The 26368-nt window shown below is 73.7% G+C and carries 24 protein-coding genes and 2 pseudogenes; 11 read left to right on the forward strand and 15 right to left on the reverse strand.

What is annotated here, in order from left to right; translation table 11 throughout:
- Window positions 1-30 precede the first annotated feature (30 nt).
- Window positions 31-570, reverse strand: coding sequence for a TetR/AcrR family transcriptional regulator (locus PH189_RS27230; protein ID WP_274192001.1), 540 nt, complete (start codon window positions 568-570; stop codon window positions 31-33).
- A 65-nt stretch (window positions 571-635) separates the two neighbouring features.
- On the opposite strand from PH189_RS27230, the gene PH189_RS27235 reads away from it, so the two are divergent.
- Entirely contained in the window at window positions 636-1511 is an 876-nt protein-coding gene (locus tag PH189_RS27235) for an alpha/beta fold hydrolase (protein ID WP_274192002.1), read from the forward strand.
- A 54-nt stretch (window positions 1512-1565) separates the two neighbouring features.
- A complete protein-coding gene (locus PH189_RS27240; protein WP_274192003.1) occupies window positions 1566-2429 on the forward strand; it encodes an NmrA family NAD(P)-binding protein in 864 nt (287 codons plus the stop codon).
- Window positions 2430-2472: 43 nt separating this feature from the next.
- Here PH189_RS27240 and PH189_RS27245 read toward each other — a convergent pair whose 3' ends face one another.
- The gene (locus tag PH189_RS27245) at window positions 2473-3066 is read right to left on the reverse strand and encodes a TetR/AcrR family transcriptional regulator (protein ID WP_274192004.1); all 594 of its coding nucleotides are present in this window, start codon (window positions 3064-3066) and stop codon (window positions 2473-2475) included.
- A gap of 61 nt (window positions 3067-3127) precedes the next feature.
- Here PH189_RS27245 and PH189_RS27250 point away from each other — a divergent pair, with 61 nt between their 5' ends.
- Window positions 3128-4327, forward strand: coding sequence for a cytochrome P450 family protein (locus tag PH189_RS27250; RefSeq protein ID WP_274192005.1), 1200 nt, complete (start codon window positions 3128-3130; stop codon window positions 4325-4327).
- Window positions 4328-4515: 188 nt separating this feature from the next.
- Here the strand turns inward: PH189_RS27250 and xylA are convergent, their stop codons facing one another.
- The 8 genes from xylA to PH189_RS27290 form a co-directional block, all read right to left on the reverse strand.
- A complete protein-coding gene (gene xylA / locus PH189_RS27255; RefSeq protein ID WP_274192006.1) occupies window positions 4516-5700 on the reverse strand; it encodes a xylose isomerase in 1185 nt (394 codons plus the stop codon).
- A 60-nt stretch (window positions 5701-5760) separates the two neighbouring features.
- Window positions 5761-6771, reverse strand: coding sequence for a non-homologous end-joining DNA ligase (ligD, locus tag PH189_RS27260; protein WP_274192007.1), 1011 nt, complete (start codon window positions 6769-6771; stop codon window positions 5761-5763).
- A gap of 60 nt (window positions 6772-6831) precedes the next feature.
- A complete protein-coding gene (locus PH189_RS27265; protein WP_274192008.1) occupies window positions 6832-7281 on the reverse strand; it encodes an SRPBCC family protein in 450 nt (149 codons plus the stop codon).
- 87 nt (window positions 7282-7368) lie between these two features.
- On the reverse strand, window positions 7369-8340 hold the full coding sequence (locus PH189_RS27270; RefSeq protein ID WP_274192009.1) for an AraC-like ligand-binding domain-containing protein: 972 nt from the start codon (window positions 8338-8340) through the stop codon (window positions 7369-7371).
- Window positions 8341-8776: 436 nt separating this feature from the next.
- Window positions 8777-9475 (reverse strand): alpha/beta fold hydrolase, encoded by a 699-nt coding sequence (locus PH189_RS27275; RefSeq protein WP_274192023.1) that lies wholly within the window; start codon window positions 9473-9475, stop codon window positions 8777-8779.
- Between the two features lie 139 nt (window positions 9476-9614).
- On the reverse strand, window positions 9615-11003 hold the full coding sequence (locus PH189_RS27280) for an MFS transporter (RefSeq protein WP_274192010.1): 1389 nt from the start codon (window positions 11001-11003) through the stop codon (window positions 9615-9617).
- Between the two features lie 48 nt (window positions 11004-11051).
- Window positions 11052-11696, reverse strand: a complete 645-nt coding sequence (locus tag PH189_RS27285; protein ID WP_274192011.1) for a dihydrofolate reductase family protein — start codon at window positions 11694-11696, stop codon at window positions 11052-11054.
- Window positions 11697-11781: 85 nt separating this feature from the next.
- Window positions 11782-13020 (reverse strand): FAD-dependent monooxygenase, encoded by a 1239-nt coding sequence (locus PH189_RS27290; RefSeq protein ID WP_274192024.1) that lies wholly within the window; start codon window positions 13018-13020, stop codon window positions 11782-11784.
- A gap of 387 nt (window positions 13021-13407) precedes the next feature.
- Between PH189_RS27290 and PH189_RS27295 the strand changes: the two genes are divergently transcribed.
- Together PH189_RS27295 and PH189_RS27300 are read left to right on the forward strand one after the other, a co-directional pair.
- Window positions 13408-13653, forward strand: a complete 246-nt coding sequence (locus tag PH189_RS27295; protein WP_274192012.1) for a PASTA domain-containing protein — start codon at window positions 13408-13410, stop codon at window positions 13651-13653.
- A gap of 57 nt (window positions 13654-13710) precedes the next feature.
- Window positions 13711-13980 carry a DUF2277 domain-containing protein gene (locus PH189_RS27300; protein ID WP_274192013.1) on the forward strand — a complete coding sequence of 90 codons (270 nt, stop codon included), beginning with the start codon at window positions 13711-13713 and terminating at the stop codon, window positions 13978-13980.
- A 57-nt stretch (window positions 13981-14037) separates the two neighbouring features.
- Here PH189_RS27300 and PH189_RS27305 read toward each other — a convergent pair whose 3' ends face one another.
- On the reverse strand, window positions 14038-15096 hold the full coding sequence (locus PH189_RS27305) for an SEC-C domain-containing protein (protein WP_274192014.1): 1059 nt from the start codon (window positions 15094-15096) through the stop codon (window positions 14038-14040).
- Window positions 15097-15264: 168 nt separating this feature from the next.
- Here PH189_RS27305 and PH189_RS27310 point away from each other — a divergent pair, with 168 nt between their 5' ends.
- A complete protein-coding gene (locus PH189_RS27310; protein WP_274192025.1) occupies window positions 15265-16209 on the forward strand; it encodes a slipin family protein in 945 nt (314 codons plus the stop codon).
- 123 nt (window positions 16210-16332) lie between these two features.
- Window positions 16333-16749: a hypothetical protein gene (locus PH189_RS27315; protein WP_274192015.1), complete on the forward strand. Its 417-nt coding sequence runs from the start codon at window positions 16333-16335 to the stop codon at window positions 16747-16749.
- 12 nt (window positions 16750-16761) lie between these two features.
- Here PH189_RS27315 and PH189_RS27320 read toward each other — a convergent pair whose 3' ends face one another.
- Both PH189_RS27320 and hrpB read right to left on the reverse strand, forming a co-directional pair.
- Window positions 16762-18372: an AMP-binding protein gene (locus PH189_RS27320; protein WP_274192016.1), complete on the reverse strand. Its 1611-nt coding sequence runs from the start codon at window positions 18370-18372 to the stop codon at window positions 16762-16764.
- A gap of 88 nt (window positions 18373-18460) precedes the next feature.
- Window positions 18461-20884: an ATP-dependent helicase HrpB gene (gene hrpB / locus PH189_RS27325; RefSeq protein ID WP_274192017.1), complete on the reverse strand. Its 2424-nt coding sequence runs from the start codon at window positions 20882-20884 to the stop codon at window positions 18461-18463.
- 137 nt (window positions 20885-21021) lie between these two features.
- Here hrpB and PH189_RS27330 point away from each other — a divergent pair, with 137 nt between their 5' ends.
- The 4 genes from PH189_RS27330 (at window position 21022) to PH189_RS27345 (ending at window position 24269) form a co-directional block, all read left to right on the forward strand.
- Window positions 21022-22317, forward strand: coding sequence for an MFS transporter (locus PH189_RS27330; protein ID WP_274192018.1), 1296 nt, complete (start codon window positions 21022-21024; stop codon window positions 22315-22317).
- A gap of 178 nt (window positions 22318-22495) precedes the next feature.
- On the forward strand, window positions 22496-23521 hold the full coding sequence (locus PH189_RS27335; RefSeq protein ID WP_274192019.1) for a fatty acid desaturase family protein: 1026 nt from the start codon (window positions 22496-22498) through the stop codon (window positions 23519-23521).
- 272 nt (window positions 23522-23793) lie between these two features.
- Complete coding sequence (locus tag PH189_RS27340) at window positions 23794-23967, forward strand: hypothetical protein (RefSeq protein WP_274192020.1); 174 nt, start codon at window positions 23794-23796, stop codon at window positions 23965-23967.
- Window positions 23964-24269 (forward strand): DUF4235 domain-containing protein, encoded by a 306-nt coding sequence (locus PH189_RS27345; protein WP_274192021.1) that lies wholly within the window; start codon window positions 23964-23966, stop codon window positions 24267-24269. Before PH189_RS27340 ends, PH189_RS27345 begins: the two co-directional genes overlap by 4 nt.
- A 720-nt stretch (window positions 24270-24989) precedes the next feature.
- Here the strand turns inward: PH189_RS27345 and PH189_RS30620 are convergent.
- A pseudogene (locus PH189_RS30620) lies at window positions 24990-25403 on the reverse strand (cytochrome b N-terminal domain-containing protein); the annotation flags it as partial.
- 171 nt (window positions 25404-25574) lie between these two features.
- A pseudogene (locus PH189_RS27355) lies at window positions 25575-26368 on the reverse strand (hypothetical protein); the annotation flags it as partial.

Below are 26368 nucleotides of genomic sequence, written 5' to 3' on the forward strand. Positions count from 1 at the left end.
CTCGCCGACGAGGCGGCGCGGCCGAAGGGTTCACGTCGTCACGCCCAGCCGACGGGCGGCGCGGTCCGCCGCGGCGGCGCCGCCGAGCTGACGGAGCAGCAGCAGGCCGTCGATGAGCGCGATCGCCGCCTCGGCCTCGGCGCGACGGGTGTCGGCGTCCCCCTCGAGCAGCTCCGCGGCCCAGTCGATCCAGGCCTCCACGAGCTGCGGCACGACCCGGCCGTAGGGCGCGAGACCGGTGGCGGCGAGGCCGTTCGCCTCGAAGAACAGCGCGAAGACGGGGTCGGCGTCGGGCCGGGCGAGGACGGGCCAGGCCGCGCGGGCGAGCGCGCGGTGATCACCCATGTGTGCGGTGACGACGGGTGCCAGTGTCTCGCGGAGCTGGGCGCCCAGCGCGAGCAGGACCTCGGAAGCGAGCTCGTCCTTGGTCGCGAAGTAGTAGACGACGATGCGGTCGTGGATTCCCAGGCGTTTCGCGACCCGGCCGAAGCTCAGCCGGCTCAGTCCGTCGACGAACGCCGTCGCCAGCGCCCCTTCGAGGATCTCCTCCCGGGAGTGCTTGTGACCCACGGCTTGATCGTAGTGGTCACTGCGATCTATCGTTTCGCAGTAACCACTACAAACTGGAGACGGCAATGACGACGATGACGACCACCGCGGCGGCCGACCTGTTCCGCCGCCCGCCGGATCGGTTCCTCGACGTCGGTGCCGGGCAGGCCGCCTACCGGCGGGTCGGGGCGGGACCCGACGTGCTGTTCGTCCACGGCTGGCCGGTCAGCAGCGCCACCTTCCGCACGCTGCTGCCCCACCTCGTCGACCACGTCACCTGTCACCTCGTCGACCTGCCCGGCGCCGGCTCCAGCCGCTTCGACGCCGGCACGCATCTCAGCGTCGAGCAGCACATCCGCACGGTCCGGGCGCTTCTCGGGCTGCTCGACCTCGAGGACGTCGCTGTGGTCGGTCACGACAGCGGCGGACTCATCGCCCGCCACGCCCTGGTCGGTGACCCGCGCCTGCGGGCGATGGCACTGCTCGACACCGAGCAGCCCGCGGGTCTCGGTCTCCGATTCCGGTCCTTCCTCACCGCCCGCCACCTTCCCGGTTTCGGCGCCGGCCTGGGCTGGGCTCTCTCGCGACCGCGCGTCCGGCGCCTGCCGTTCGTGCTCGGAGGCGCGTTCGCCGATCCGAGCCTGCTGGAGGGGGAGTTCGACGAGTTCTTCCTGCGGCCCCTCCACCAGGACGCCGCACGACGAGACGCGGCCGTGCGGCTGCTGCGCAGCTTCGATCCGCAGCACGTCCGCGACCTCGCCGACGTGCACGGGCGCCTCGACGTCCCGGTCCAGCTCATCTGGGGCGCCCAGGACGCGTTCTTCCCGCTGCGATGGGCCGAGCAGATGGTCGCGACTTTCCCCCGTGCCCGCCTCGACGTCGTGCCCGAGGCCGGGCTCTTCGTCCACGAGGAACGGCCGCACGAGGTGGCGGCCGCGCTCCTCCGGGCCGTCACGACCTGAGCCTGTCGCGACGGGCGGCCCTCGAGCACGCGATACTGCGCAGGTGACGCACCCGTGAGCGCGATCGTGGTCACCGGTGCGACCGGCACCGTGGGACGGCACGTCGTCGTCTCGCTCCTCGAGGCCGGCGCGTCCGTCCGTGCACTGGCCCGCCATCCGCCTGCCGGCGACGAGCCCGACCTGCTGCGCAGGACGCGGTTCTCCTACACCGACCCCGATACCTGGACCGACGCGTTCGCCGGGGCCGAGGCCCTGTTCGTGGTGCGGCCCCCCGAGGTGGTCGACGTCGCCCGTGACCTGCTCCCCGCTCTCGACGCGGCCCGCGCCTCGGGCATCAGGCGGGTGGTCTTCCTGTCGGTGCTGGGGGCCGAGCGCAATCCGCTGCTGCCACACCGGCGGGTCGAACGGTGGCTGGAGACCTCCGGCATGGCCAGTACCTCACTGCGGGCCGCGAACTTCATGCAGAACCTCGCCGGAGTGCACGCCGCCGACATCCGCGACCGCGACCAGCTCGTCGTTCCCGCAGGCGATGCGGCCATGTCGTACGTCGACGCCCGTGACGTCGCCGAGGTCGCGGCCCGCTGCCTGCTCGCCCTCGCACCGACACGTGGAGCGTGGGACGTCACCGGTCCCGAGGCCATCACCCATCATCAGGTGGCGAGCGCGCTCAGCCACGCCCTCGCCCGGCCGATCCGCTACACGCGGCCCAGCCTGGCCCGCTACTGGGCCCACGCCCATCGCACCGGCATGCCTGCGGGGCTGATCGCGGCCACCTCGGTGCTGTACACCCTGGCCCGGGCAGGGATCGGCGCCCGCGTCAGCGACGACGTCGAGGAGCTCCTGGGGCGCCCGGCCCGCGACATCCTCCGCTTCGCGCAGGACCACCGCTCGACGTGGACCTCCACACCGTCGCCCTGACACGTCTCACGGACCACCGGCTCCGCCTCGATCCGCGACCGGGTCAGTCGTCCCCCGGACGCGGGAGCAGCCCCGTCACCGTGAGGTCGACGACGCCCTCCAGCCAGGCTCCGGTGGGGTCGGCGCCCTCGAGCAGCACCCGGTGCATGATCGCGCCGACCAGCACGAGGACCACCTGGCCCGGGTCCACACCCGGTCGCCACTGACCGCGTGCGGCGGCTCGCGCGGCCAGACCCGGGATCGGTCTCACGCCGGCCTCGAGGCGCCGTGTGGCGAGCCGGGCCACCTCGCCGGGGCCCTGCGCCACGGCGGCACGCAACAGCGCCGCGCCGTCGGGACGAGCGGCGAGCTCGGCGATGGGAGTGACCAGCGCGAGCAGGTCGGAGCGGACGTCACCGTGGTCAGGATCGGTGGACAGGTCGTCGAGCAGGCCCTCCATGGCCGCGACGACCAGAGCCTCGCGGGTCGGCCAGCGGCGGTAGACGCTCGTCTTGTTGACCTCGGCGCGCGCGGCGACCCGCTCCACGCTCAGACCCTCCGCGCCCCGCTCGGCGAGCTCGGCACGCACGGCGGCCAGCACGGCGTCGACCACCGGCGCACCCCGCGGGCGCCCGGCGTCCCTCCTCCGGACGGTCACGCCGCCATCCTGCCCGACCGACGTTGTGCGACACCGCGCCACGGGTCTACTTTGCAACAGTATGTTGCAAAGAGCTGACATCACCTCCGCGGACTTCGTCGCCGACCCGTTCCCGACGCTGCGCCGCCTGCGCGACGACGGTCCGGTGCACCCGGTGCGCTGGGCCCGGGGGCAGACCGCGTGGCTGGTGACGCGCCACCACGACGTCGACGCAGCGCTGCGGGACCCGCGCCTGCGCAAGAACCGTGCCGAGGCCCTGTCCCCCGCGCAGCGCGACGCCGGACCCCGGGTCCCGGCGGTGTTCGCGAGCCTGCAGCGGGGACTCCTCAACCTCGACGGGACCGACCACGACCGACTCCGACGACTGGTCCATCAGGCGTTCACGCCCCGCCGTGTCGAGGCCCTCCGCGCCGACGTGTCGATCCTGGCCGACGAGCTGCTCGACGCCGCCGTCCGACGCGGGACCATGGACCTCGTCGCCGACTACGCGCTGCCGCTGCCGCTCACCGTCATCGCACGCCTGATCGGGGTGCCGCCGGAGGACGCCGCGCGATTCCGCGCATGGACCCGGGCCCTCACCGGCGTCGCCCAACGGCCGTTGCGCGGCACCGTGGGTGTCCTGCGTTTCGTCCGCTACCTGCGCCGCCTGGTCACCGCGCGGACCCGTGAGCCACGCGACGACCTCATCACTGCCCTGGTCACGGCCCGCGACGAGGACGACCGCCTCGACACCGACGAGATCGTCGCCATGCTGCTCCTGCTCCTGACCGCCGGCCACGAGACGACCGTCAATCTCCTCGGGATCGGTGTACTCGAGCTGCTGCGCCACCCCGAGCAGACCGGCCGGTGGCGCGCCGACGAGTCGATCACCCACCTCGCGGTCGAGGAACTGCTGCGCTACTCCTCACCGGTCGCCACCGCCACGGAGCGCTGGACCCCCGCCGAGGTCGAGCTCGCCGGAGTCACGATCCCGCAGGGCTCCCTCGTCCTCGCCGGGCTGGCCTCCGCGCACCGCGACCCGGCCGTATTCGAGGCGCCGGACACCCTCGATCTCACCCGCACCCCCAACCCGCATCTCGCCTTCGGCAAGGGGGTGCACTACTGCCTCGGCGCCCCACTGGCCCGGCTCGAGGCCCAGGTCGCGATTCCCGCCCTGCTGCGGCGGGCGCCGTCGCTGCGCCTCCTCAGGCCGGACGCGGCACCGGCCTGGCGGGGCGGCGTGATCGTCCGAGGCCTCGACTCCCTCCCGGTCGTCCTGTAACTCATGGACGCTGACCCCCCGGCGTCACGAGCGGAGAGTAAGTAAGGCACCATGCCGATCGGTTGACTCAAGCAGCCGCAGCACGACGGCCCCGCGACGGCGGGTGGCTCTTCCCGAGCGGGGCCGTCCGCTGCGGCGCATGCCCCTTCACGGGCCCCCGAGAGCGACTCACCTCGGCCCGGGCACGATCACCGCACTCCGAGCAGGTGCTCGACGGCGAGGCGCTGCACGCGCGCAAAGCCGTAGCCCTGGGTGCGGGCGCGGTCGATGTCGAAGTCCTCGTACGCGCTGCGATCCGCCAGCAGGTCGGCGTAGCTCTCCTCCTCGCCGAGGGTGGACCGGGCGAGCTCGGGAACCCACGCGGCCCCGAGCGCCTCCTGCACCTCGGGGTCCGCGCGGAACGCCCGTGCCTTCGTCCGCAGAGCGAGGTAGGTCTCCATGTTCGCCAGAGCCGACTCCCACACGCCCTCCATGCTCTCGGTGCGCAGCGGCTTGTAGTCGAAGTGGCGGGGGCCGTCGTAGCCCGGCCCGCCGCCCGGGGAGCCGTTGTCGAGCAGGTCGACGGTGGAGAACGCCTGGAGCAGGTCGCCGTAGCCGAAGACGAGGTCCTGGTCGTAGCGCGGGCCCTTCTGCCCGTTGAGGTCGATGTGGAACAGCTTGCCGGCCCACAGCGCCTGCGCGATGCCGTGCGTGTAGTTGAGGGTCGCCATCTGCTCGTGCCCGGTCTCGGGGTTGATCCCGACCATGTCGGCGTGCTCGAGCTCGTGGATGAACGCCAGGGCGTGGCCGATCGTGGGGAGCAGGATGTCGCCGCGGGGCTCGTTGGGTTTGGGCTCGAGCGCGAACCGCATGCCGTAGTCGTTGTCGATCACGTATTGCGCGAGGGTGTCGATCGCCTCGCGGTAGCGGTCCAGCGCGGCGCGGACGTCCTTGCCGAAGTCGACCTCCGAGCCCACCCCCCCCCCCCAGAACACGTAGGTGTGGGCCCCGAACTCGGCGGCCAGGTCGAGGTTGCGCATGACCTTGCGGATCGCGTACCGGCGGACGCTGCGGTCGTTGCTGGTGAACCCGCCGTCCTTGAACACCGGGTCGCCGAACAGGTTCGTGGTGGCCATCGGCACCACCAGCCCGGTCTCGTCGAGCGCGCGCCGGAACTCCCGGACGACCTTCGCTCGCTCGTCGGTGCTGCTGCCCGGCGGGATGAGGTCGTCGTCGTGGAAGGTGATGCCGTAGGCGCCGAGCTCGCTGAGACGGTGCACCGCCTCCACGGCGGCGAGCACCGGGCGGGTGGCCTCACCGAACAGGTCGCGGGCCTGCCAGCCCACCGTCCACAGCCCGAAGCTGAACCTGTCCTCGCGGGTCGGCGCGGCCATGAGCCCTCCCCTCTCTCGGCGTCGAGGGCAGGATCTCGCCGCGACACCGACCCGGCAACCTCACCGGGAGAGCTCGGTGGGGTCCCGGTCGGGCCGCAGACCTCGCCAGCTCGGGTGGCGCAGGTGCCCGTCGTCGGTCCAGCTGCGGAAGCGGGCCTCGCCCACGTGCTGCGGCGCGCACCACCGCGCGGCACGCTCCTCGGGGACGACGCCGGTGAACGGGCTGTCGGCGACGGCGTCGGCGACGAGCAGGTCACGGAGGCGGTCGCGGGCCGCGTCGGTGAAGCCGGTGCCGACGTGCCCGAGGTAGCGCAGCCGCCCGTCCGGCTCGGGACGCCCGAGCAGCACCGCGCCCAGGCTGGCCTCGTACCGACCACGCCCCTGTGCCCAGCCCCCGATGACGGCCTCGACCGTGCGCCAGATCGGCGTCTTGACCCACAGGTGGGAACGACCCGGGCGGTAGGGCGCGTCACGGCGCTTGGCCACCACCCCTTCCATGCCGTGGGCCTCGGCGAGAGCGAGGGCGCCGCCCGGCTCGACGCCGTCGAGGCGGGGCGACGTCGTCAGGCGCGGATGAGCATCGAGCCCGAGCCCCTCGAGCAGGCGCCGACGCTCCTCCCAGGGCCGGTCGGTCACCGGTTCGCCGTCGAGGGCGAGCAGGTCGAAGGCCACGAAGGTCACCGGCACCTGCGCCCGCAGCGCCGAGGACGGACGGGCCACGCCCATCCGCAGCTGCAGCCGGTCGAAGCTCGGCCGCGCCGGCGCGCCGGGCGACGCCACCGACAGGGCCACGACCTCACCGTCGAGGACCACCTGCCGCGCACCGAGGGTCTCGGCCAGCGCCCGCGCGATCTCCGGGAAGGATCCGGTGACCTGCCGTTGGTTCCGGCTCACCACCGTCACGCGCTCGGGCTCCGCCCCCTCCACATACACGAGGGCGCGCATCCCGTCCCACTTGAGCTCCAGCGCCCACTCGGGACCGAGGGGCACCGGGCCCGCGGTCGCGAGCATCGGCGTCACCCGTGCGAGCCCCGGCCCGACCTGGCGGCCGGTGGCGCGGGGACGGGGCATCACCCGGGTCTACCACCGCTCGCCGGAGGCGCGCCCTGCCACGACGGGGCCACTCAACCCTCACCCGTGGTGTCGGTTCACCGCGAGATCGCGGAGGCGGCTCAGGCACTCGGTGTTGCGTGCATGGATGGCGGGAGCCTGGAGGGCCGTCGGCACGAACCATCCTGGGCCGCTGTCCGCGTACTCGTACATGGTCACCTCGCACCGATCATCGCCGAGCGGTTCCACGGTGATCTCCACCCGAGCCGAACCGACCACGAACGCGCGCGCCTCGAGGAGCAGGCGGCTCCCCGGGTCGACCTCGAGCACCTCCGTGTCGTCACTGATCTGCAGAGGCCAGATCCCGGCGCTGTGGTGCAACCTCGTCCCGACCTGCGGCCATCCCTCGTCGACCGCACGCATGTGGGTCGCGCCGACCACCCACAGCGGATAGAGCCAGCCGTCGGCCAGGACCGCCCACACCTGCTCGCGGGCGCACGGCATCACCACGCTGGCTTCCGGTCGGAACACGACGACCTCCCCCGACACCGGGACGTTCGGACCCGACAGATACCTGAACCCCGAGCGGGAGAAACGTCCGGGACGGCGCCGGGGGCGCTACGAGTCACCGGCGTCGGTGCCGGCCGACCGACGCCACTCGGACGGCGTGACCCCGAAGGTCTGCCGGAAGGTCCGGGCGAAGTGGGACGGGTCGACGAATCCCCAGTGCCGACCGACGGTGGCGATGGCCTGGTGGGCGTGGCGCGGGTCCCTCAGCTCCCGACGGCATGCCTCGAGCCGTTGCTCCTGGATCGTCGTCCGCAAGCTGATGCCGGAGTCGGCCAGGACGGCGTAGAGGTGCCGGACGGAGACGTGATGCGCGGAGGCGACGCGTTGCGGAGTGAGGTCGCGCTCGTGGAGGTGGTCGTGCACGTACTGCCGGACCCGCAGGACGAGGGAGCCCTCCAGCGACTCCCGGGCGGCCTCGTCGGCGCCGCCGTGGACTGCCAGCAGAGCCCGGACCAGCTCGATGCCCGGCTCGGCGACCAGTCGAGCGGCCTCGGGATGGTCGAGCGCCGACGAGGTGGCCAGGGCGCCGAAGAACGACCCCACGGCCGGTGCCAGCGAATTGGTGTCGGCTCCGATCCGTACCGCGAGCAGGGGGTCGAGGCGGGGCGCGGGCAGGGCCAGCGCCTCCCGGGGGATGCGGAAGTAGTGCAGCTCGGTGAGCTCGCGGTTCTCGACGCGGTACGGGCGGGTGCTGTCGTAGACCGCCATGTCGCCGGGCTGCAGCACGGCCTGGCTCCCGGCCTGCTCGACGACCGTCGTGCCGGCGACCTGGAGGGCGAGGAAGACCTGCGGCTCGTGGTCGCGACGCACGAGCGCCGGGGTGCGGTGCAGGGCGTTGGCGCTCGAGCGCGCCGAGGAGAAATTGACCCGCCCCGCCTGTCCCACCCGGAACCGGACGTCGATCTCCGACGGGTCCGGCGAGAACGTCATCTCGACGGGAAGGACGCTGGACCAGATCGTCTCGTAGAGGAGGTCGACGCGGTCTCGTGCGGGCGTGTCCGCGATGCTCAGCGACAGCACGTGACCAGCTCCTGACGGGGTGTGGAGGTCCCGGCCGCCGACGCGTCGCACGGGCTGTGTCCTGCACGGATCGCACAGCGGCGTGCAGGGCCAGTCCACTCCGGTGCCCGTCGGATGTCCATGGTCGACTGTCCGTGGTCGACGCGGGGCGAGCGGCAGGAGATCGATCGCGCGAACGCATCGGTCAGCAGCCGGTGGTGGTCGTGCACGGACCGTGGGCTGCGCGAAAGGCGAAACACCTAGCCGGATGAGGACGGCCGGTCGCCGGCGAAACTTGACCCGAGGCCAGTTTGTGGCGAACCGTGGCGGGGCCTGGCTCGTCGAGCACGGACCGTCGCCCCCCAGCTCAGGTCCGTGCAGGAGCCGAGTGGGGGCGCCCAGACCCCGTCATCCCCCCGACGCTGGTCTGGGTTGCCTTCCCACGCCGGCCTCGTGATCAACGGGCCGTCGCGCGGGCGGCCTCCCCGATCAGGTCCGCGACGGCGTCGGGCTGCGACACCGTGACCGCGTGGGACGCCGTGATCTCCACGGTGTGCGCCCCCGCCCGCTCGCCCATGAACCGCATCGAGGCGGCCGGAATGGCGAGGTCCTCGGTGGTGACGAGGTTCCAGGACGGGATGGTCCTCCAGGCGGCCCTGGTGGCCGGCTCGTCCAGCGCCGCCGAGGTGATCGGCCGCTGGGTGGCCGCCATCAGGGCCGTGACGTCCTCCGGGACGTCGGCGGCGAACACCGTCCGGAACTCCTCCTGCCTGATGTAGAGATCGTTACCGGTGCCTCCGTCGGGGAGGGGGAACGGCACGGGGTCGAGGGCGGCACCCAGCTCGGCGCCCGGGAACCTGCCGGCCAGGTCCGAGGTGCTCTCCCCCTCCTCCAGGATGAAGCTGGCGACGTACACGAGCGCCCTGACGCCGGGGTGACCGTCGGCCGCCTCGCTCATCACCGACCCTCCGTAGGAGTGGCCGGCCAGCACGACCGGGCCGGCCACGCTGTCCAGGACGCTTCGCACGTACGCGGCGTCGGCGTGCAGGCCGCGCAGCGGGTTGGCGACGGCGACGACGTGGTGGCCGCGGCCCTCGAGGTTCCGGATCACGCCGTTCCAGCTGGAGGAGTCGGCGAACGCCCCGTGGACCAGCACCACCGTCGGCCTCACGTCCGATGCGGGCTGCTCGTCCGCCGAGCTCCGGGTGCCGTCGCTCCGATCATCTGTACTCATGACCTCACGCTCCGGTCTCCCCCTGGGAGAGGGTCAAGAACGCAGACGGACGGCAGGCGGTCTACCGCTGCCGAACGGGGACGCTGACCACGGTGAGGACCGCGGCGAGGAGGTAGCCGGCGGCGCCGACGGCCATGAACGTGGTGACGCCGGCGGGCAGCCCGGCTGCGGCGACGAGCGACCCGGCGATCGCGACGCCCGCGGCGGACCCGGTCTGGCGGGCCGTGTTGAGGGTCGCCGACGCCGTCCCGGCGTAGTCGGCCGGGGCGGCACCCATGACCGTCGACGTCGCCCCGGTCAGGGTGAACGAGGTGCCGAAGCCGCAGGCCACCATGGCGATGACGAGGACCGCGTAGCTCGCCGCCTCGCCCACCACGGCCCACAGCGTCAGACCGAGGCATGCCGTCAGGAGGCCGACGAGCATGAGGCGCTGGTGCGGGTAGCGGTCGGCCAACCGCCCCGACAGGCCGGAGGCCACCATCGTCACGGCCACGGCGGGCAACAGGGCGACCCCGGCCAGCGCGGCGCTGAAGCCCTCGTGCTGCTGGAAGTAGACGCTGGCGGCGAAGATCATGCCGTAGAAGCCGAAGTTGAACAGGAGCCCGATCGCGGTCCCGCCCAACAGCGGGCGGGATCCCACCAGGGGTCTCGGCAGTGGTGGGTGGGCGCCGTAGCGCTCGCGCAGGACGAACACGCCGGCGGCCACGGCGGCGACGAGGACGCCCGCGACGACCGCGGGTCCTCGGATGCCCTGGCGACCCACCTCGTTGAGGGCGGCGATCAGGGCGGCCACGGTGACCACCACGGCGGCCTGTCCGAGGGGATCGATGACACGGCGGGGGTCGCGCGGCGACGGTCCGACCGTCGCGAGCGTGGCCGCCAGGCACAGCAGTCCCACCGGCAGGTTGATGACGAAGACCCAGCGCCAGCCGACCGTCGAGGTCAGGACCCCGCCCACGAGCGGGCCGGCGGTGGCCGCGACACCCGCGATCGCGCCCCACAGCCCGAACGCGCGTGCCCGGGCCTCCGGCGTCGGATGGACCTGTTGCAGCAGCGCCAGCGAGGCCGGCACCAGCAGCGCCGCGCCGCAGCCCTCGACGAGACGGAACACCGTCAGGGTGAGGGCGTCCCCCGCGACGACGCAGCCGAGGGACGCCCCCGTGAACACGGACACCCCGAGGCAGAACACGCGGCGGTGCCCCCAGCGGTCGCCCAGCGCCCCACCGAGCAGCAGCAGGCCCGCGAACGCGACCGAGTAGCCGTCCACGATCCACTGCAGGTCGGTCAACGAGGTGGCGAGCTCGCGCCCGATCGCGGGCGCCGCCACGTTCACGATGGTCACGTCGAGGATGACCATGAAGTAGCCACTGCAGACCGCGAGCAGAGGCGCCAGCGCGACCCCGGCACCCGGCTCGGCAGGGCCACCCACGGGGCCCCGGCTCGCCGTCACATCGGCATCATCCCCGAGCGCGCGGATCAGGGCTGCTGACAGACGGGTTCAGCTCGCCCGGCCGGTCGGCGGCTGTTCAGCGGTGGGCCCGTCGACACGGCGGTAGCGGATGTGCGTCGCGAGCGGTGAGTGGAGCACCTCGACGGGCTCGAAATCGAAGGTCGCGACGCCGTCGAACATGCGCTCACCGGCGCCGAGCAGGGTGGGGGCGATGTCGAGGGTGAACTCGTCGATGACGCCGGCGTTCAACGCCTGCCGGACGGTGGAGGCTCCCCCGGCGATGTCCACGCCCTTGTCGCCCGCGGTCTCGGACGCCTGGGCGTACGCCGCATCGAAGCCCTCGGTGACGAAGTGGAACGTCGTCCCACCCTCCATCTCGATCGGCTCGTGGGCGTGATGGGTGAGCACGAACACCGGAGCGTGGTACGGCGGTTCGGCGCCCCACCAGCCGCGCCAGTCCTCGTCCCACTCTCCGCGGATCGGCCCGAACATGTTCCGGCCCATGACGTAGGCCCCGCGGGGACGCATGAGCCACCCGGTCGCGATCTCGTCGGCCTCGTTCGCCCGCGGGTCCCCGATGTGCCACCCGTGCACCTCGATGCCGCGCTTCCCGAGGGGGTCGTCGCGGCTCTGGTCCGGACCGGCGACGAAGCCGTCGAGTGAGATCGCCATGTGGCAGGTGGTGTCCGACATCAGCACTCCCGAGTGATTGCGAGTTGCAACCGGTCAGGCCACGGTAGCAGCTCGGAGCCCGCGAGCTGGTGACCACCGCGGGGTTCTACGCGATGGTCCCGGGTGTGCTCGACGCGCTGCGCGTGCCGATCGAGGAGGAGCCGTCACCGGTCCGGGGCCCGGAGTCCGGCACCCCGGGGTGGTCGGGCAGCTCGGGGCCGGTGACCGCACGCTCGATGAGCTCGCTGAACCAGTCGGAGGTGAAGTCCGGGAGCGGTTCGGCGTCCGGCCCGGGGACGTCGCGGGTGCGCGCGTTCAGCCGGCCGATCTCCTGGTTGGCCTCGACGAACGAGCGCATCCGCGCCTCGTACCCGGCGAACCCGGCCTCCGGATCCCACCCGGCGGCGGCCAGCTCCCCGGCGAGCATGTAGGCCCCGACCAGGGCCAGCCCGGTGCCCTGGCCGGACATCGGGGACGAGCTGAACGCCGCGTCCCCGAGCAGCCCCACCCGCCCGCTCGACCAGCGGTCCATCACCACCTGGGCGACCTGGTCGAGGTAGAAGTCGGGGGTGTCGTCCAGGTGCTCGAGGATGCGCGGGGTCCACCAGCCGTACCCGGCCATCCGCTCCCGCAGCAGGCGCTTCTGGGCCGCGACGTCGCGGTGGTCGACCTCGTGGTCGGCCGCGGGGAAGGAGAACATCGCCATGGCCTCGTCGGCCTCGTGGATGGGCCGCAGGCCGGCGGAGCGCCCGTTGTCCTGGTACTCGATCAGCCAGCGGTCCAGGCCGAACTCGTTGGGCACGCTGTAGAAGGCCAGCACGTGGCCGAGGTGGCGGACGAACCGCTCGCGCGGCCCGAAGACCATCGCCCGCAGCGCCGAGTGCAGGCCGTCCGCCCCGACCACCAGGTCGAAGCGCCGCCGGTCGCCGCCCGCGAAGGCCACGTCGACCCCGTCCGCGTCCTGGCCGAGCTCGACGACCCGGTCGCCGAAGACGTACTCGACGTCGTCCCGGGTGTCGTCGTACAGCACCCGGGACAGGTCCCCGCGCAGGATCTCGATCTCCGCGATGAACCCGTCGCCGCCGTCGTCCTCCGCGCTGAAGGTCTCCAGCACGTTCCCGTCCGCGTCCACGCTGCGGGCGCCGGCGGTCACGGTGCGGGCGGCGCGCACCTGCGCGTCGAGCCCCATGCGCCGGATGACCTCCTTGGCCACCCCGCGCGCGTCCACCGCCTGCCCGCCGGGGCGCAGCCCGGGGGCCCGCTCCACGACGGTGACCTCGGCCCCTCGCCGACGTAGCCAGTGGGCCAGCGCGGGCCCCGCGATGCTCGCCCCTGCCACCAACACCCTGGTACCGCTCACCGCGCCCCCTGCTCGTCCGCCCGGACCCCGGTCCGGACCATACGGTGGCCCCCGGACACAGCGATCCCGTGCGACGGCGGCCCGGACGTGGTCCGAGAGGGTTGGCACGTGAATGCCCGCGCGCCTGCGGGCCGCCGGGTTCGTCGACGTCCTGGTCGACAGCACGGGCGACCGTTTCCGGTTCCGGGCCGCGGCCCCCTGACGCCGGTCCGGGATCCCGTCGCCTCAATCCTCCCGGCACGGTGAGATTCGGCCGACCGGGCCGGGGATGACGGTGCCGCGCGCCGACGTTGTAGCGCACATCGGGCCCGGGTCCCATGCAGTCCCCCGGTCCCCTGTCCGACCGGCACCACCGGTCAGGAGGAGCACCACATGACCGACGTCAGCCCCGCCAGCACCGAGCCCACCACCGGCAGCGTCCGCACCGTGCGGGTGCCCGAGCTCGTCGGGGTGCCGGCCATCGACGCCCACGACCGCGCCCTCGACGCCGGTGTGCTCGCCGTCGCGGAGAACGCGACCCACACCGCGAGCGGCCGCAGCCTCATCCACCGTCAGGACCCCGACCCGGGTGCCGAGGTCGAGCACGGGGCGATCGTGCGGATCTGGGTCAGCTCCTGACCCGGTAGGCACGGCAGGGCCTCGAACCGCGCCGCCCGGTGCGGCACGATTCGCAGCATGTGCCGCAACATCCGGGTCCTGCACAACTTCGAGCCCCCGGCCACCGACGCCGAGGTGCACGAGGCCGCCCTCCAGTACGTGCGCAAGATCAGCGGGGCGGCGCGGCCCTCGAAGGCCAACGAGGACGCCTTCGCGAGGGCCGTCGCCGAGGTCACCGCCAGCACCCGCGTGCTCCTCGACCAGCTGGTCACCACCGCCCCGCCGAAGGACCGCGAGGTCGAGGCGGACAAGGCGCGGGAGCGGGCCCGCGAGCGCTACGCCCGCTGATCAGCCCGCTGATCAGCCCGCTGATGACCTCGAGGACCAGCTTCTCGAGGACGCTTCTCAGCGCGCCCTGGTCCGCGGGCCGGAGCGGCGCTGGATGACGCGTTCCGACGACGGCGGCGCCGCGCTCGGCGTGGCACCGGCGGTCGGGGTGGGCTCGGGCTCGGTTGTCGCCGCGGGCGGCGGCGCGTCGTCGACCCGGTCGCGTCCGCGGGGCAGACAGCATTTCTTGTACTTCGCCCGCGAGCCGCACCAGCACGGGTCGTTGCGGCCCGGGGGCCACGGCAGGCGGGGACCGGCCTCCGGAGCGGTGGCGGCGTCGTCGTCCGACAGCATCGCGGCGAGCAGCTCCGGGGTCGCGACCTCGACCTCGAGGACCTCGCCCTCGGCGTCGGCGGCCTGCAGCTCGCCCTCGACGATCGCGCGGTGGGCGTCCCAGTCGCGCCCGAACTCGTCGGCCGTCTCCGGCTGGGCGGCCAGGAGCTGGGTGAACGCAGCCTCCGGGAAGAACACCAGGTCCGGCGCGGCGTCCAGGTCGTCGGCGAGCGTGTCGTACTCGTCGGGGACGCGACCGAGCCCGGCGCGGACGTCGCGGCGGGTCCTGACCAGCTCGTCCACCAACGCCGCCACCTCGAGCTGCTCGTCGGACCCGTCGGTCGTCCGGTCCTCGCGCTCCATCGCGGTGAGCATGGCGGCCGTGACCCACTGCTCGGCGAGCTCGGCGCGCCCGGTCTCGGTGAGCGCCTCGACGACCGGCCCCACGGCGTCGACGTCGCGGTGCAGGAGCGGCCGCAGCGCCGCGAGCGCGGTCATCCCCTCGTCCTCGCGTCCGAGACGCAGCAGGCGCTCCGCATGGATCGCCTGCAGCCACGTCGCGTCGACCGTCCCTTCGCCCGTCGTGGCCGCCCGGGCCGAGAGGGCGAGGGCCTCCTCGTGGTCCCCGGCGAGCTCGCGGGCCTCGGCGGCGAGGCTCAGCGCGTAGCCGGCGTCCTCGGGGTCGGCCAGCCTGCCCCCCTCGACCGCGTCGACCAGCTCGACGGCGTAGGGCCGGGGGTCGCGCGCGGCCTGCGCGTCGGCACCGATGCCGTCGAGATCGTCCGCGGTCAGGAGAGAGGCCACCGGCGCAACGTAGCCCCGACCCGCCTCGTCGCGCTGCTGGCGGACACCTGGGCGCCCACGCCCGCGGGACAGGGCCGGTCGGCGTAGGGTCGAACCCACCGGCGGAGTTGGCCCCGGACCTCGGCAGGCCCCGTCCCGTTCTCGTTGGGCGGAGTTCCCGTGAGTGCCTTGTTGATCTCCCTCGTCGTCGTCGTCCTGGTCCTGCTGGTGCTCGTCTCGGCGAGCGTGCGGCTCGTGCAGCAGTACGAGCGGGGTGTCGTGCTGAGGTTCGGCCGTCTCCTGCCGGACATCCGTCAGCCGGGCCTGCGCCTGCTGGTGCCGTTCGTCGACCGGATGTCCAAGCTCTCGGTGCAGACCGTCGTCCTCGACGTGCCGTCGCAGAGCACCATCACCCGGGACAACGTCACCATCGGCGTCGACGCCGTCGTCTACTTCCGCGTGCACGACCCGGTCCGCGCCGTGATCAACGTCCAGAACTACCTGCAGGCGACCTCCCAGGTGGCCCAGACCTCGCTGCGCTCGGTCATCGGGCGCGCCGACCTGGACACGCTGCTCTCGGACCGCAACCGGATCAACGGCGAGCTCAAGGACGTCATCGACGCCCCCACCGAGGAGTGGGGCATCAGCATCGACCGCGTCGAGATCAAGGACATCTCGCTCCCCGAGGGTATGCGGCGGTCGATGTCGCGGCAGGCCGAGGCCGAGCGCGACCGGCGGGCCCGAGTGATCAACGCCGACGGTGAGCTGCAGGCCTCGAGCAAGCTGTCCCAGGCCGCCGCGGCGATGGGCGAGACGCCGGGCGCGCTGCAGCTGCGCCTGCTGCAGACCGTGGCCGACGTGGCGTCGGAGAAGAACAGCACGCTGGTGATGCCGTTCCCGGTCGAGCTGCTGCGCTTCTTCGAGAACCGCAGCGGCGACCCCGCGCCGACCAGCACCGCGACGCCGTCACCGGTCCCCGCGCCGGCCGAGGTGGACGCCTCGGCGGCCCTCGGGACCGCGGCCACGGCGGACGTGCCGAGCAACGGCGCCGTCGTCCCGTCCCACGGCTCCGGCTCCGGCTCCGGCTCCGGCTCCGGCTCCGGCTCCGACATCCCGGACGAGGGTGACCGCTGACGGCTCGACGCGTCGAGCGCGATCCGTGCGCCCGTCGGCGCGCCCGTCTCCGCGGGAGACGGGCCGACCGGCCCTGCCGTCCCGGTGGCCCGCGTGGGCAGCGTGGGAGGCGAGGAGGTGGCCATGACCACGCTGTTGGAGGCTCGACGAGTCGACACCTCGACCCGGGCAGCACTCGTCGTCCTGGAGGGACTGCTCGGGCTGAGCGCGCTCTACGGAGCGTTCGGCCTGCTCACGGGCACCCTGGGAATGTCCGACGCCTGGCTGCTGGGCACCCCGTTCGCCACGTGGACCGTCCCCGCGGTCGCTCTGCTGCTCGTGGTGGCGACCCCGATGCTCGCAGCGGCGGTGCTGGAACTGCGCCGGCACCGGCTCGCCCCGGCCGTCTCCGTGCTGGCCGGCGTGGGGCAGGTCGGCTGGATCGCGGTGCAGCTGCTGGTCTTCCAGCGCTACTTCGTCCTGCAACCGGTCGTCCTCATCGTGGCTGCGGTGATCCTGCTGCTGGCGGGCCTGCGCCGCCCGGTCGACGGCAGGGCATGACGCCGCCGGGGGTCAGTCCTCCCGCAGCGCGCGGCGCAGGATCTTGCCCGTGGTGGTGCGGGGCAGCTCGTCCAGGAACTCGATCTCCCGTGGGACCTCGTGGGCGGCCAGGCGCGCCCGGACGTGACCACGCAGCTGGTCGGCGAGCTCCGCGGAGGCGGTGACACCGGGGCGCAGCACGACGAACGCCTTGGGCACCTGCCCGCGCCGCTCGTCCGGCACGCCGACGACCGCGGCCATCGCGACGGCCTCGTGCCCGCCGAGGCTCTGCTCGATCTCGCCGGGACCGATCCGGTAGCCGGCCGAGTTGATCACGTCGTCCTTGCGGGACTCGAACCAGACGTAGCCGTCCGCGTCCTGGCGGGCCAGGTCGCCGGTGAGCAGCCAGTTCCCGAGGAACTTGGCCTCGGTCGCCTCCGGGTTGCGCCAGTACTCCAGCATCGTTGAGGGCGTCCGGCGGTCGAGGGCGAGCTCGCCGACCGTGTCGATCACGGGCGCGCCGGCGTCGTCGAGCACGACGGCGGTGAACCCCGGCAGCGCCTTGCCCAGCGATCCCGGACGGACCGGATACACCGACGCGCAGTTGCCGATGCAGGCGTTGAGCTCGGTCTGCCCGTAGCCCTCGTTGACGGTCGCGCCGAAGAACTCCTCGCTCCATTTCAGCAGGTCGGCGCCGAGCGCCTCGCCACCGGACGCGACCGAGCGGAACACGAACCCCTCACCGTCGACCCCGGACGCGCGGATCACCCGCAGCGCGGTGGCCGGCAGCAGCGTCAGCGTCACGCCGAACTCGCGCATCAGCCACACCGACCGCTCGGCGGTGAACGCCGGCTCGCGGTCGACCACCACGGGCAGACCGTGGAACCAGGCCGGGACCAGGATGTCCATGATCCCCGCAATCCACGCCCAGTCGGCCGGCGACCAGAGCACGTCGTGGGCCTTCGGGTAGAACTCGAAGATCGCCTCGAAGGCGGGCAGGTGCCCGAACACGATGCGGTGCGCGTGCAGCGCACCCTTGGGGTCGCCGGTCGTGCCCGAGGTGTAGATCAGGAACGCCGGGTCCTCCGCGGCCGTGTCCACCGGTGTGAACTCCGGCGACGCGGCGGCCAGCGCGTCCTCGTACGACTCGGCACCGGTACCGCCGATCACCAGCAGCGGCACCTGCTCGCCGCCGTCGTCGAGCGCCTCGCGCACCCGGTCCGCGTTCGCCGCGGCCGTCACCACAGCCTTCGCGCCGGCGTTGCGCAGCCGGTAGCGCAGCGCGTCCGGGCCGAACAGCGACGACAGGGGCAGCGCGATCGCGCCCATCCGGAACATCGCGACGAAGCCGACGCCGGTCTCGAACGAGGCCGGGCTGACCAGCCCGACGACGTCGCCCCGCCCGACCCCGAGCGCGGCCAGCGCGTTCGCGAGCCGGTTCGAGGACTCGGTCACCTCGCCGAACGTGTGGTCCCGTGAGCTCCGGTCCACGTCGACGACCGTGAGCGCCCGCGCGCCCGGGTCCTGCCGGTCGGCGCACGCCACCCCGAGGTTGAACCGCTCCGGGATGTCCATCGTGGCGAAGTCGACCTGGCGCCAGAGCTCGTCGTAGCTCGCGGCCGGGCTCAGCAGCGGACGCTCCACGACGACTCCCGCAGGTCCACGACGATGAGGACCCTCCACGGTAGGACCGCACCGGTGCCGTGGGTACCTCCGTCGCGAACTGCTCCCGTCAGCGCCGCGGGTCCTCCGGCCACGCGTGCTTGGGGTAGCGGCCCCGCAGCTCCGCGCGCACCTGCGGGTAGCCGGAGTCCCAGAACGACGCGAGGTCGGCGGTCACCGCCGCCGGACGTCCCGCGGGCGAGAGCAGGTGGACGACGACCGGGACCCCCGCCAGGACGGGCGCCCGCTCCCACCCGAACGCCTGCTGGACCTTGAGCGCCACGACGGGGGCCGCGGGGTCGGTGTAGTCGACGCGCACGCTGCGTCCGGACGGCGTCGTGACCGTCGTCGGCGCGAGCTCGTCGAGCCTGCCGGCCTCCGACCACGGCACGAGGTGGCGCAGCGCGGACGAGACCTTCACCCGCGCGAAGTCACCCCGGCGGCGCACCCGCGTGAGGTCGAGCCACTCGTCGAGACGGGACAGCAGGGCCTCGTCGTCGACGGCCGGCCACGGGTCGCCCCGCGCCGCGTGCAGGAACGCCAGCCGGGCCCGCAGCGCCGTCGCCGCGTCGTCCCAGCGCAGCAGCCCGAGCCCCTCGGCGGCCAGACCGTCGCGTATCGCGGCGGCGACCGCCGCCGGGTCGGGGTGGGCCAGGGGCCGGCGGGCCAGCACGATCGCGCCGAGGCGCTCGCGGCGCTCCGCCACGACGTCGCCGCCCTCCCAGGCCACCACGGCGTCGTCGTGCCACCAGCCCGCGGCGGCCTCCCGGGCGAGCTCCTCGTCGACGGGCACGGCGAGCCGCACCCGCGCCACCCGGTCGCCGGGACCGCGCACGGCGTCGGCCACGGCGATCCACGGGCTGCCCCGCAGCCGTGAAGCCGCGGCGAGCTCGACCCCGGTGCCCCCCGTCGTCAGGTACTCGCGGGCGTCGGCGCCGCGGGCCCGGGCGAGCCGGTCGGGGTAGGCGAGGGCGACGACCGAGGCCGCTCCCTGCGATGACGTCGCACCGCTGCGACGACGGGGGCCGCTGCCCTGCCGGAGCCGCCGGACCTCCGCCCGCCACCGCGGATCGTTCGTGGCCCGGGCGGTGCGCAGGAGCTCCTCGAGGTCGTCCGAGTCGCCCTGCACGTCGGCGGCGAGCAGCGCGACCACCTCGGTCGCGGTGTCCGCCCCGGTGGCCTCCGCGCCGTCGAGCAGCGCGCGACCGAGCCGGGGGTGCACGCCGGCCGTCGCGACCGACCGCCCCCGTTCGGAGATGCGACCGGCCTCGTCGACGAGCCCCAGCCCGCGCAGCACCTCCTGCGCGGCGTCGAACGCCACGGCAGGCGGCGGGTCGAGCAGGGCCAGCCCCGAGGGGTCCGGCGTGCCCCACCGCGCGAGCTGCAGCGCGAAGCCGGCCAGGTCGGCGTGCGCCACCTCCGGGGCGTCGTCGCGGTCGCGGTGCGCGTGCTCCGCCTCCGACCAGCAGCGGAACACCGTCCCCGCGGCCTCCCGGCCGGCGCGCCCGGCGCGCTGCGTCGCCGAGGCCTGCGAGGCGAGCACCGTGACCAGCGCGTCGAGGCCGCGCGCGTGGTCGGTCCACGGCCGCCGCGAGAGCCCGGCGTCGACGACCACACGCACGCCCGGCACCGTCAGGCTCGTCTCGGCGATCGACGTCGCCAGCACGACGCAGCGTCCTCGGGACGAGCCGCCCAGCACGGCGTCCTGGTGCACCGCGTCCTGCCCGCCGTGCAGCGTGAGGACCTCGGCGTCCACGGGGCCCAGGCGGCGGGCGACGTCGTCGATCTCGCGACGCCCGGGCAGGAACACGAGCACGTCGCCGGTGGCCTGGACCAACCCGCGCCGCACCACGGCGGCCACGTGGTCGAGGAACGCCGGCTCCACCCGCATCCCGCGGGGCGGCGGGACGGGACGCGGGGGCGGGCTCCAGACGACGTCGACGGGGTGCATCGGGTCGGGGGCGGTGACGACGGGTCCGTCGAGGGCGACCGCCAGGTCGTCGGCGGCCGCCGTGGCGGACGTCGCGAGCAGGCGCAGGTCCGGGCGCAGCGCGGCGCGCGCGTCGACGCCGAAGGCCAGCGCGAGGTCGGTGTCGAGGTGGCGCTCGTGGCACTCGTCGAGGACGACGGCGTCGACCCCCGTGAGCTCCGGGTCGCGCTGCAGCCGGGCCACGAGCAGCCCCGTCGTGACGACCTCCACCCGCGTCTCGGGGCCGGTGCGCCGCTCGCCGCGGATCGCGTAGCCGACCCGCCCGCCCACCGTCTCGCCGAGCAGCCACGCCATCCGCTGGGCCGCCGCGCGGACGGCGACGCGGCGCGGCTCGGCGACGAGGACCCGCCCGCGGACGGACCCGGCCAGCGCGAGCGGGACCAGCGTCGTCTTGCCGGTGCCGGGCGGAGCGACGAGGACGGCGGCCCCCCGCGCGCTCAGCGCGGCCTCGAGCTCCGGGAGCGCCGCGCGCACCGGCAGGTCGAGGTCGACCTCGTCGATCACACCTGCCGGTCTACCAGTCCTGCGGCCCGACTCATCCGAGGCGGGTGATGCGGGCACCGGCCGGCACCGCTTGTCTCGGCGCCGAGGGCGGACCCGCGAGGCCTCCGCCACGATTCGTCGTCGCCCGAGGAGTCGCGATGTCCGCCGTGGAGGACCTGACGGAGCTCGTCGAGCGCGCGGGCGCCGCCGAACGGGCCGCGCTCGCGTCGAGGTGGAAGGAACGCGAGGACGTCGACGCTCTCCGACGTCGCGTGGAGAGCGCCATCACCGAGCAGCACCAGCTGGAGAAGCTCTCCTCCGGCCCCGTGCTGAGCGAACGGCGGGCCCGTCTCCGGGACGCCTTCCTCGACGAAGGACTCCGCAGCGAGCCCTCTGCGACGGTGACCCACGCCGACGCCGCGCGCGCCGAGTCGGAGGCTGCCGGCGCCGTGACCGTGGCGCGGCTGGCGTTGCTCGAGGCGCACCTCGCGGTGCTCGACGCGCGGCTCGCCCGCATCGACGCCGGCGAGGGCGAGCCGGGGGCCGAGACGATCGACGGCCACACCCCCCTGCAGGGGCGCAACGCTGTCGCCCGGCACGGGCCCGCGCTGGCGAACGGTGTGCGCGGCGAGATCGTGTACATGCTCGCCCGCAAGCCGCGCTCGATCGTCAAGAGCCTCGCGATCGGCCTCGCGCTGGGCCTGCTCTACCTCGGCGTCATCCGGGTGTTCCAGTGGGACAGGGCCCAGGCGTGGCTCCCCTACCTCGGGCTGTGGGCGATCTCGGTCGTCATGGGCGGCGCGGTCTGCCTCAACGCCATGAGCTTCGACGCGATGCGTGTCCGGGCCGCTCTCGACAGCGGCGCGCGGCTGTGGCACCTCCTGGTGGTCAAGAACCTCGCCCTGATCTGCCTGGTCGCCCCTGTCGGCTTCCTGCTCAGCGGCCTCCTCGCCTGGCGGGCCGGCAACCTCGACGCGTTCTTCAAGGCCTGCGCCCTGATGATCTCGTTCATCGTGCTGTGGCTGGGGGTCGGCAACGTTCTGTCCGTCGTGGTGCCTATCCGGGACGAGCCGATCCTGCGCCGCCGCAAGGATGGCACCCTCAAACAGTTCGCGATCGTCTTCGCCGTGTCCTACGCGATCGGCTACGCGGTGAACATCATGCTGCTCTGGCGGGTGTTCGCGGCCCAGGAATGGGCGGCGCGCCTGGGGAGCGCCGTCCTCCCCGCGATCTTCGTCATCCTCAGCAGCGTCACGATGTGGATCCTGCTGACCATCGTCGCGGTCGCGCTGTCCCAGCAGCCGAGGATTCGTCGGGGCCTGATGAAAGAGCTCACCGACTTCCAGGCGAACACCGAGGCACAGGCGCCGGCGCCGGAGAAGGACCCGGCCGGCCCGGGCGACGGGGCCCAGGGGCCGACCACGGAGGAGGCATCCCCGCAGTACTCCCGGTAGCTGGGCGTGACCACACCCGACGTCGGGTATACCCGCCTGGCGTCCCTGGACCCGAGTCGCGTGCCGTGTCGCCCGTGATCCAGGAGCCGCCTTGAGAGCCCGAGCAGCCCTTGCTCCCTCCCCCCGCCGTGATGACGCACCGGCCACCCCGGCCGACGCTCCCCTGCCGCCGACGTCGATGCCCGCGCGCCGGACGGAGTTCGCCGAGCTGACCCGCACCTTGCGCGGTGCCGGGTTGCTCGACCGCCGTCTCGGCTTCTACGCCGTGGTGATCGCGGCCACCGCGGCCGTGTTCGTCGCCGCCGTGATCGCGTTCGTCCTGATCGGTGACTCGTGGTGGGCCGTCGCCCTGGCGCCGGTGTTCGCGGTGGTGTTCACCCACTGCGGGTTCATCGGCCACGACGCCGGACACCGCCAGATCTTCACGAGCACCCGGGCCAACGACGCCCTCGGCTACCTGGCCGGGAACCTCGCGATCGGGCTCGGCTACAGCAACTGGGTGCTCAAGCACAACGCCCACCACGCCAACCCCAACCACGACGAGCGCGACCCCGACGTCCAGATCCCCGTGATCGCCTTCAGCCCCGACCAGGCGGTGGGCCGCCGCGGACCGGCCGGGTTCATCACCCGGCACCAGGCGGCACTGTTCTTCCCGCTCCTGCTGCTCGAGGCGTGGAGCATGCACGTGACCAGCGTCGCCGCCGTCGTGAGGCGCACGGTCGACGCCCCTCGGCTGGAAGCCGTGCTGCTCCTCGCCCACGCCACGCTCTACCTCGGGACGGTCTTCTGGGTGCTGTCGCCGGGCCCGGCGGTGGTGTTCGTCGTCGTGCAGCAGGGCCTGTTCGGGCTGTACCTGGGGGCGTCGTTCGCGCCCAACCACAAGGGCATGCCGATGGTGTCGGCCGCCGATCAGCTCGACCCGATCCGCAAGCAGGTGCTGACCTCCCGCAACATCCGCGGCAGCACCCTGGTCGACCACGGTCTGGGCGCGCTGAACTACCAGATCGAGCACCACCTCTTCCCCCGGATGCCGCGGCCGAACCTGCGGCGCGCGCAACCACTGGTCGCGGCGTTCTGCGCCCGCCAGGACATCGCCTACACCCAGACCGGGTTCCTGGACTCCTACGCCCAGACCCTGCGCCACCTCCACACTGCCAGCGCGCCCCTGCGCGCGGCACGCGTGGCCATGACGGCCTCGGCCTGAACCCCGCCCGGCCGACGCTCGTCACCGCCGCCGTCGGCGTACCCCGGCCGGGCGCTGGGCATCCTCACCCGTCGCCCTGGACCTCGGCGTGCGATCCCCGACCCGGAACAGCCGGGTCGTCACCGGCGGCGGCGCTCATGGCGAGCCTGCCCGAGGTGCCGCCACGCGCCTCCCCGTGGCCGATCCGGCGTCCCGCCGGAGCGCCGCCCTCCCGCCGACCTCCAGGCGGAGGTCGAGCAGGTCTCACCGACCGGGCGTTCCGGGCCGCGGTCGTGGCGCGGTGCTGGGCCTCGTCGAGGGAGTGGCGGGCCTGCCATGCCAGGGACTCCGCCACCGACGACCACGGCAACCTGACGCCGGAGGCCCGCGCGATCGCGGTCAAGGTCGCCGCCTCGGTGACCGCCGTGCTCGTCCTGCGGACCGCCTGGAAGAAGGTGCGGCGATGAGCCGGTCGGACGCCGTGCGGACCAGTACGAGCGCGAAGGTCCTCTACCGGCCGGTCGGGATCGTGAGCTCGATCCTCGGTGGGCTCGTCGCGAACCTGGTCTTCAAGAAGGTATGGCGACGGGCGGCCCCGAGCCAGGCGCCGTCGGCCCCTCCGAACGCCCTGGACACCGGGACCGGTCTGGCGACCGTCCTGCTCGCCGCCGGCCTGCAGGGAGCGATCTTCGCCGTCGTGAAGGTGCTCATCGACCGTGGCGGCGCCACCGCGTTCCAGAAGTGGAGCGGCGAGTGGCCGGGGGACTGACCCCGGCCGGGCCCGTCTCCTAGCGGTCCCCGACCCGCGCGATGGGCGCCTGGCCGCGACGGTCGCGCCCGTCCGGGCTCTCGGAGACCAGTAGCGGCAGGACCAGCGCAGCCGGGCTGCCAGGACCGGGTCCTCGTGGCCGATGAGGGCGGCGGTGGCGTCGAGCGCACGCTGCTCGTGGTCGTCGAGCACGGTCTCCCCTCAGTCCTGGACGTCGCGCGGACGGCCGGCGTCGGGTCGTCCGGCGAGCTCGTGGGGTCGACCTCCAAGGGGTCGCCGCCCCGCCCTCGCGGGCGCCGCCGACCTGCTCGTCGGCCGGGTCGGGCCGGAACCACCCACCCCGCAGGGGCTCGCCGGCGACACCGAGATGGTTCGCCTTCCGCGGCACGGGTGCCTCCTGGTTCGGCAGCCGTCGGGGATGACCCGCGGCGTCGACACCGGCGAGCGGCTGCTGCACTTCGACGAACTCCCCGTGCGGGAGCCGCTTGATGTGCAGGTGTAGAGCACCATCGCGACCATGCCGGTGGCGGTGCGCGCCGGGGCGTCCCGCGGCCGTTGGAGCAGGTTGTGGTGTGCCGTGTCCTTCGTGAGGAACCGTTCGATCACGGGTAGGCACCGAGCAGGACGGTGAGTAGTCCGGACCCCGATCACGGCCGGGAAGAAGATCGCCGGCACCGTGTACCCGAGGATGTAGAGCTCCCAGGGCGGCCACATGCGCACACCCAGGGCCCAGTTCGACTCGCGGGGTCGCCGGAACGGACCAGTGAAGAAGGTGCGCATCATGTGGGCGATCATCGAGGCGACGAGGAGCAGGGCGGCCCAGTGGTGCACCTGCCGGATGAACAGGCCGCCCCGGACCTCCATCGAGATGTTCATCGTCGACTCCTAGGCCCGCGACACGGCCACTCCCCGGAGCGGGGTGTAGACGCCGTCGTAGACGACCTCGGCCATCGACGGGTCGTAGAAGATCGCTAGCCATGTACCGGTCAGCAGGAGGACGGCGAACGAGTACATGTTGATCTCGCCGAGCAGGAACGACCAGTGGGTGGGGAACACCTTGTTGATCTGCCGGCGCAGGGGACCCGCCGGCGTCCACGACGAGTGGTCGGGACGCCACCCGGCCGAAGGCGTCATCCACGCGGGGCCTTCCGGACGTCGTCGGTCGAGTCCCGGGGCCGGCCGTGCGAGCGACGCTCCTCGAGGGCGGCCGATCACGCCGTGGGAGGCCCTACCGGGTCGCCCTCGGGAACAACCGGCGACGTGACGGGGCCCGTGCGGCCCCGTCACGCCCCCTGCCGTCGAACGTCAGGACCGGCTTCCCCGCACCAGGTTCGCGACGACCGATCCGCCGGCCCGGAGCACCGAGGTCGTGATCTGCACCGGCAGGAACGCCGCGGTGGTGACGATGCCGACGCCGGACCGCCGCGACCGCTCGGGCGCAACCGGCCGCTGCGACGGGGAACGCTCCCCCGTGTGCCGGTCCTGCACGTGGCGCTCGTCGTCGATGTCCGAGTCCTCGACGCCGGAGTCCTCGACGCCGGAGTCCTCGACGGTCGACCGCTGTACGCCGTCCTGCGCGATGCCCTGCTGGCCCTCCGGCCCGGGGGCGCCCTGCGCGCCCGGAGCACCCTGGGGCCCGGGAGGCCCGGCCGGACCGGGCTCGCCCTGCGGTCCCGGTGAGCCCTGGGGACCTGCCGGTCCGGGCTCGCCCTGCGGACCCTGCGCGCCGCGCGGCCCGGCGAGACCCTGCGGACCCGCAGCGCCGGTCGGACCGGTCGGGCCGGTATCACCCTGCTGACCGTCCTCGCCGGCGTTCCCCTGCTCGCCCTTCTCCCCCTGCTCGCCGGGCGCACCCTGCACACCGGGGTAGCCGTGCACGCCCTGCTCGCCGGCGATGCCCTGCTCGCCGTCGACGCCCTGCTCACCGCGGTCGCCCTGGTCGCCCTGCTCACCGCGCACGCCCTGGTCGCCGCGCTCGCCACGGAAGCCGCGCTCACCCTGCTCCCCGGCCTCGCCGTCGGCGCCGTCCTGACCGTCGCTGCCGGGCTGACCGTCGGCACCCGGCGCGCCGGCCGGTCCCTGGTCCCCCACGGAGCCCT

Origin of the sequence: Actinomycetospora chibensis (assembly GCF_028737215.1) — a bacterium.
GTDB classification, from domain to species: domain Bacteria; phylum Actinomycetota; class Actinomycetes; order Mycobacteriales; family Pseudonocardiaceae; genus Actinomycetospora; species Actinomycetospora chibensis.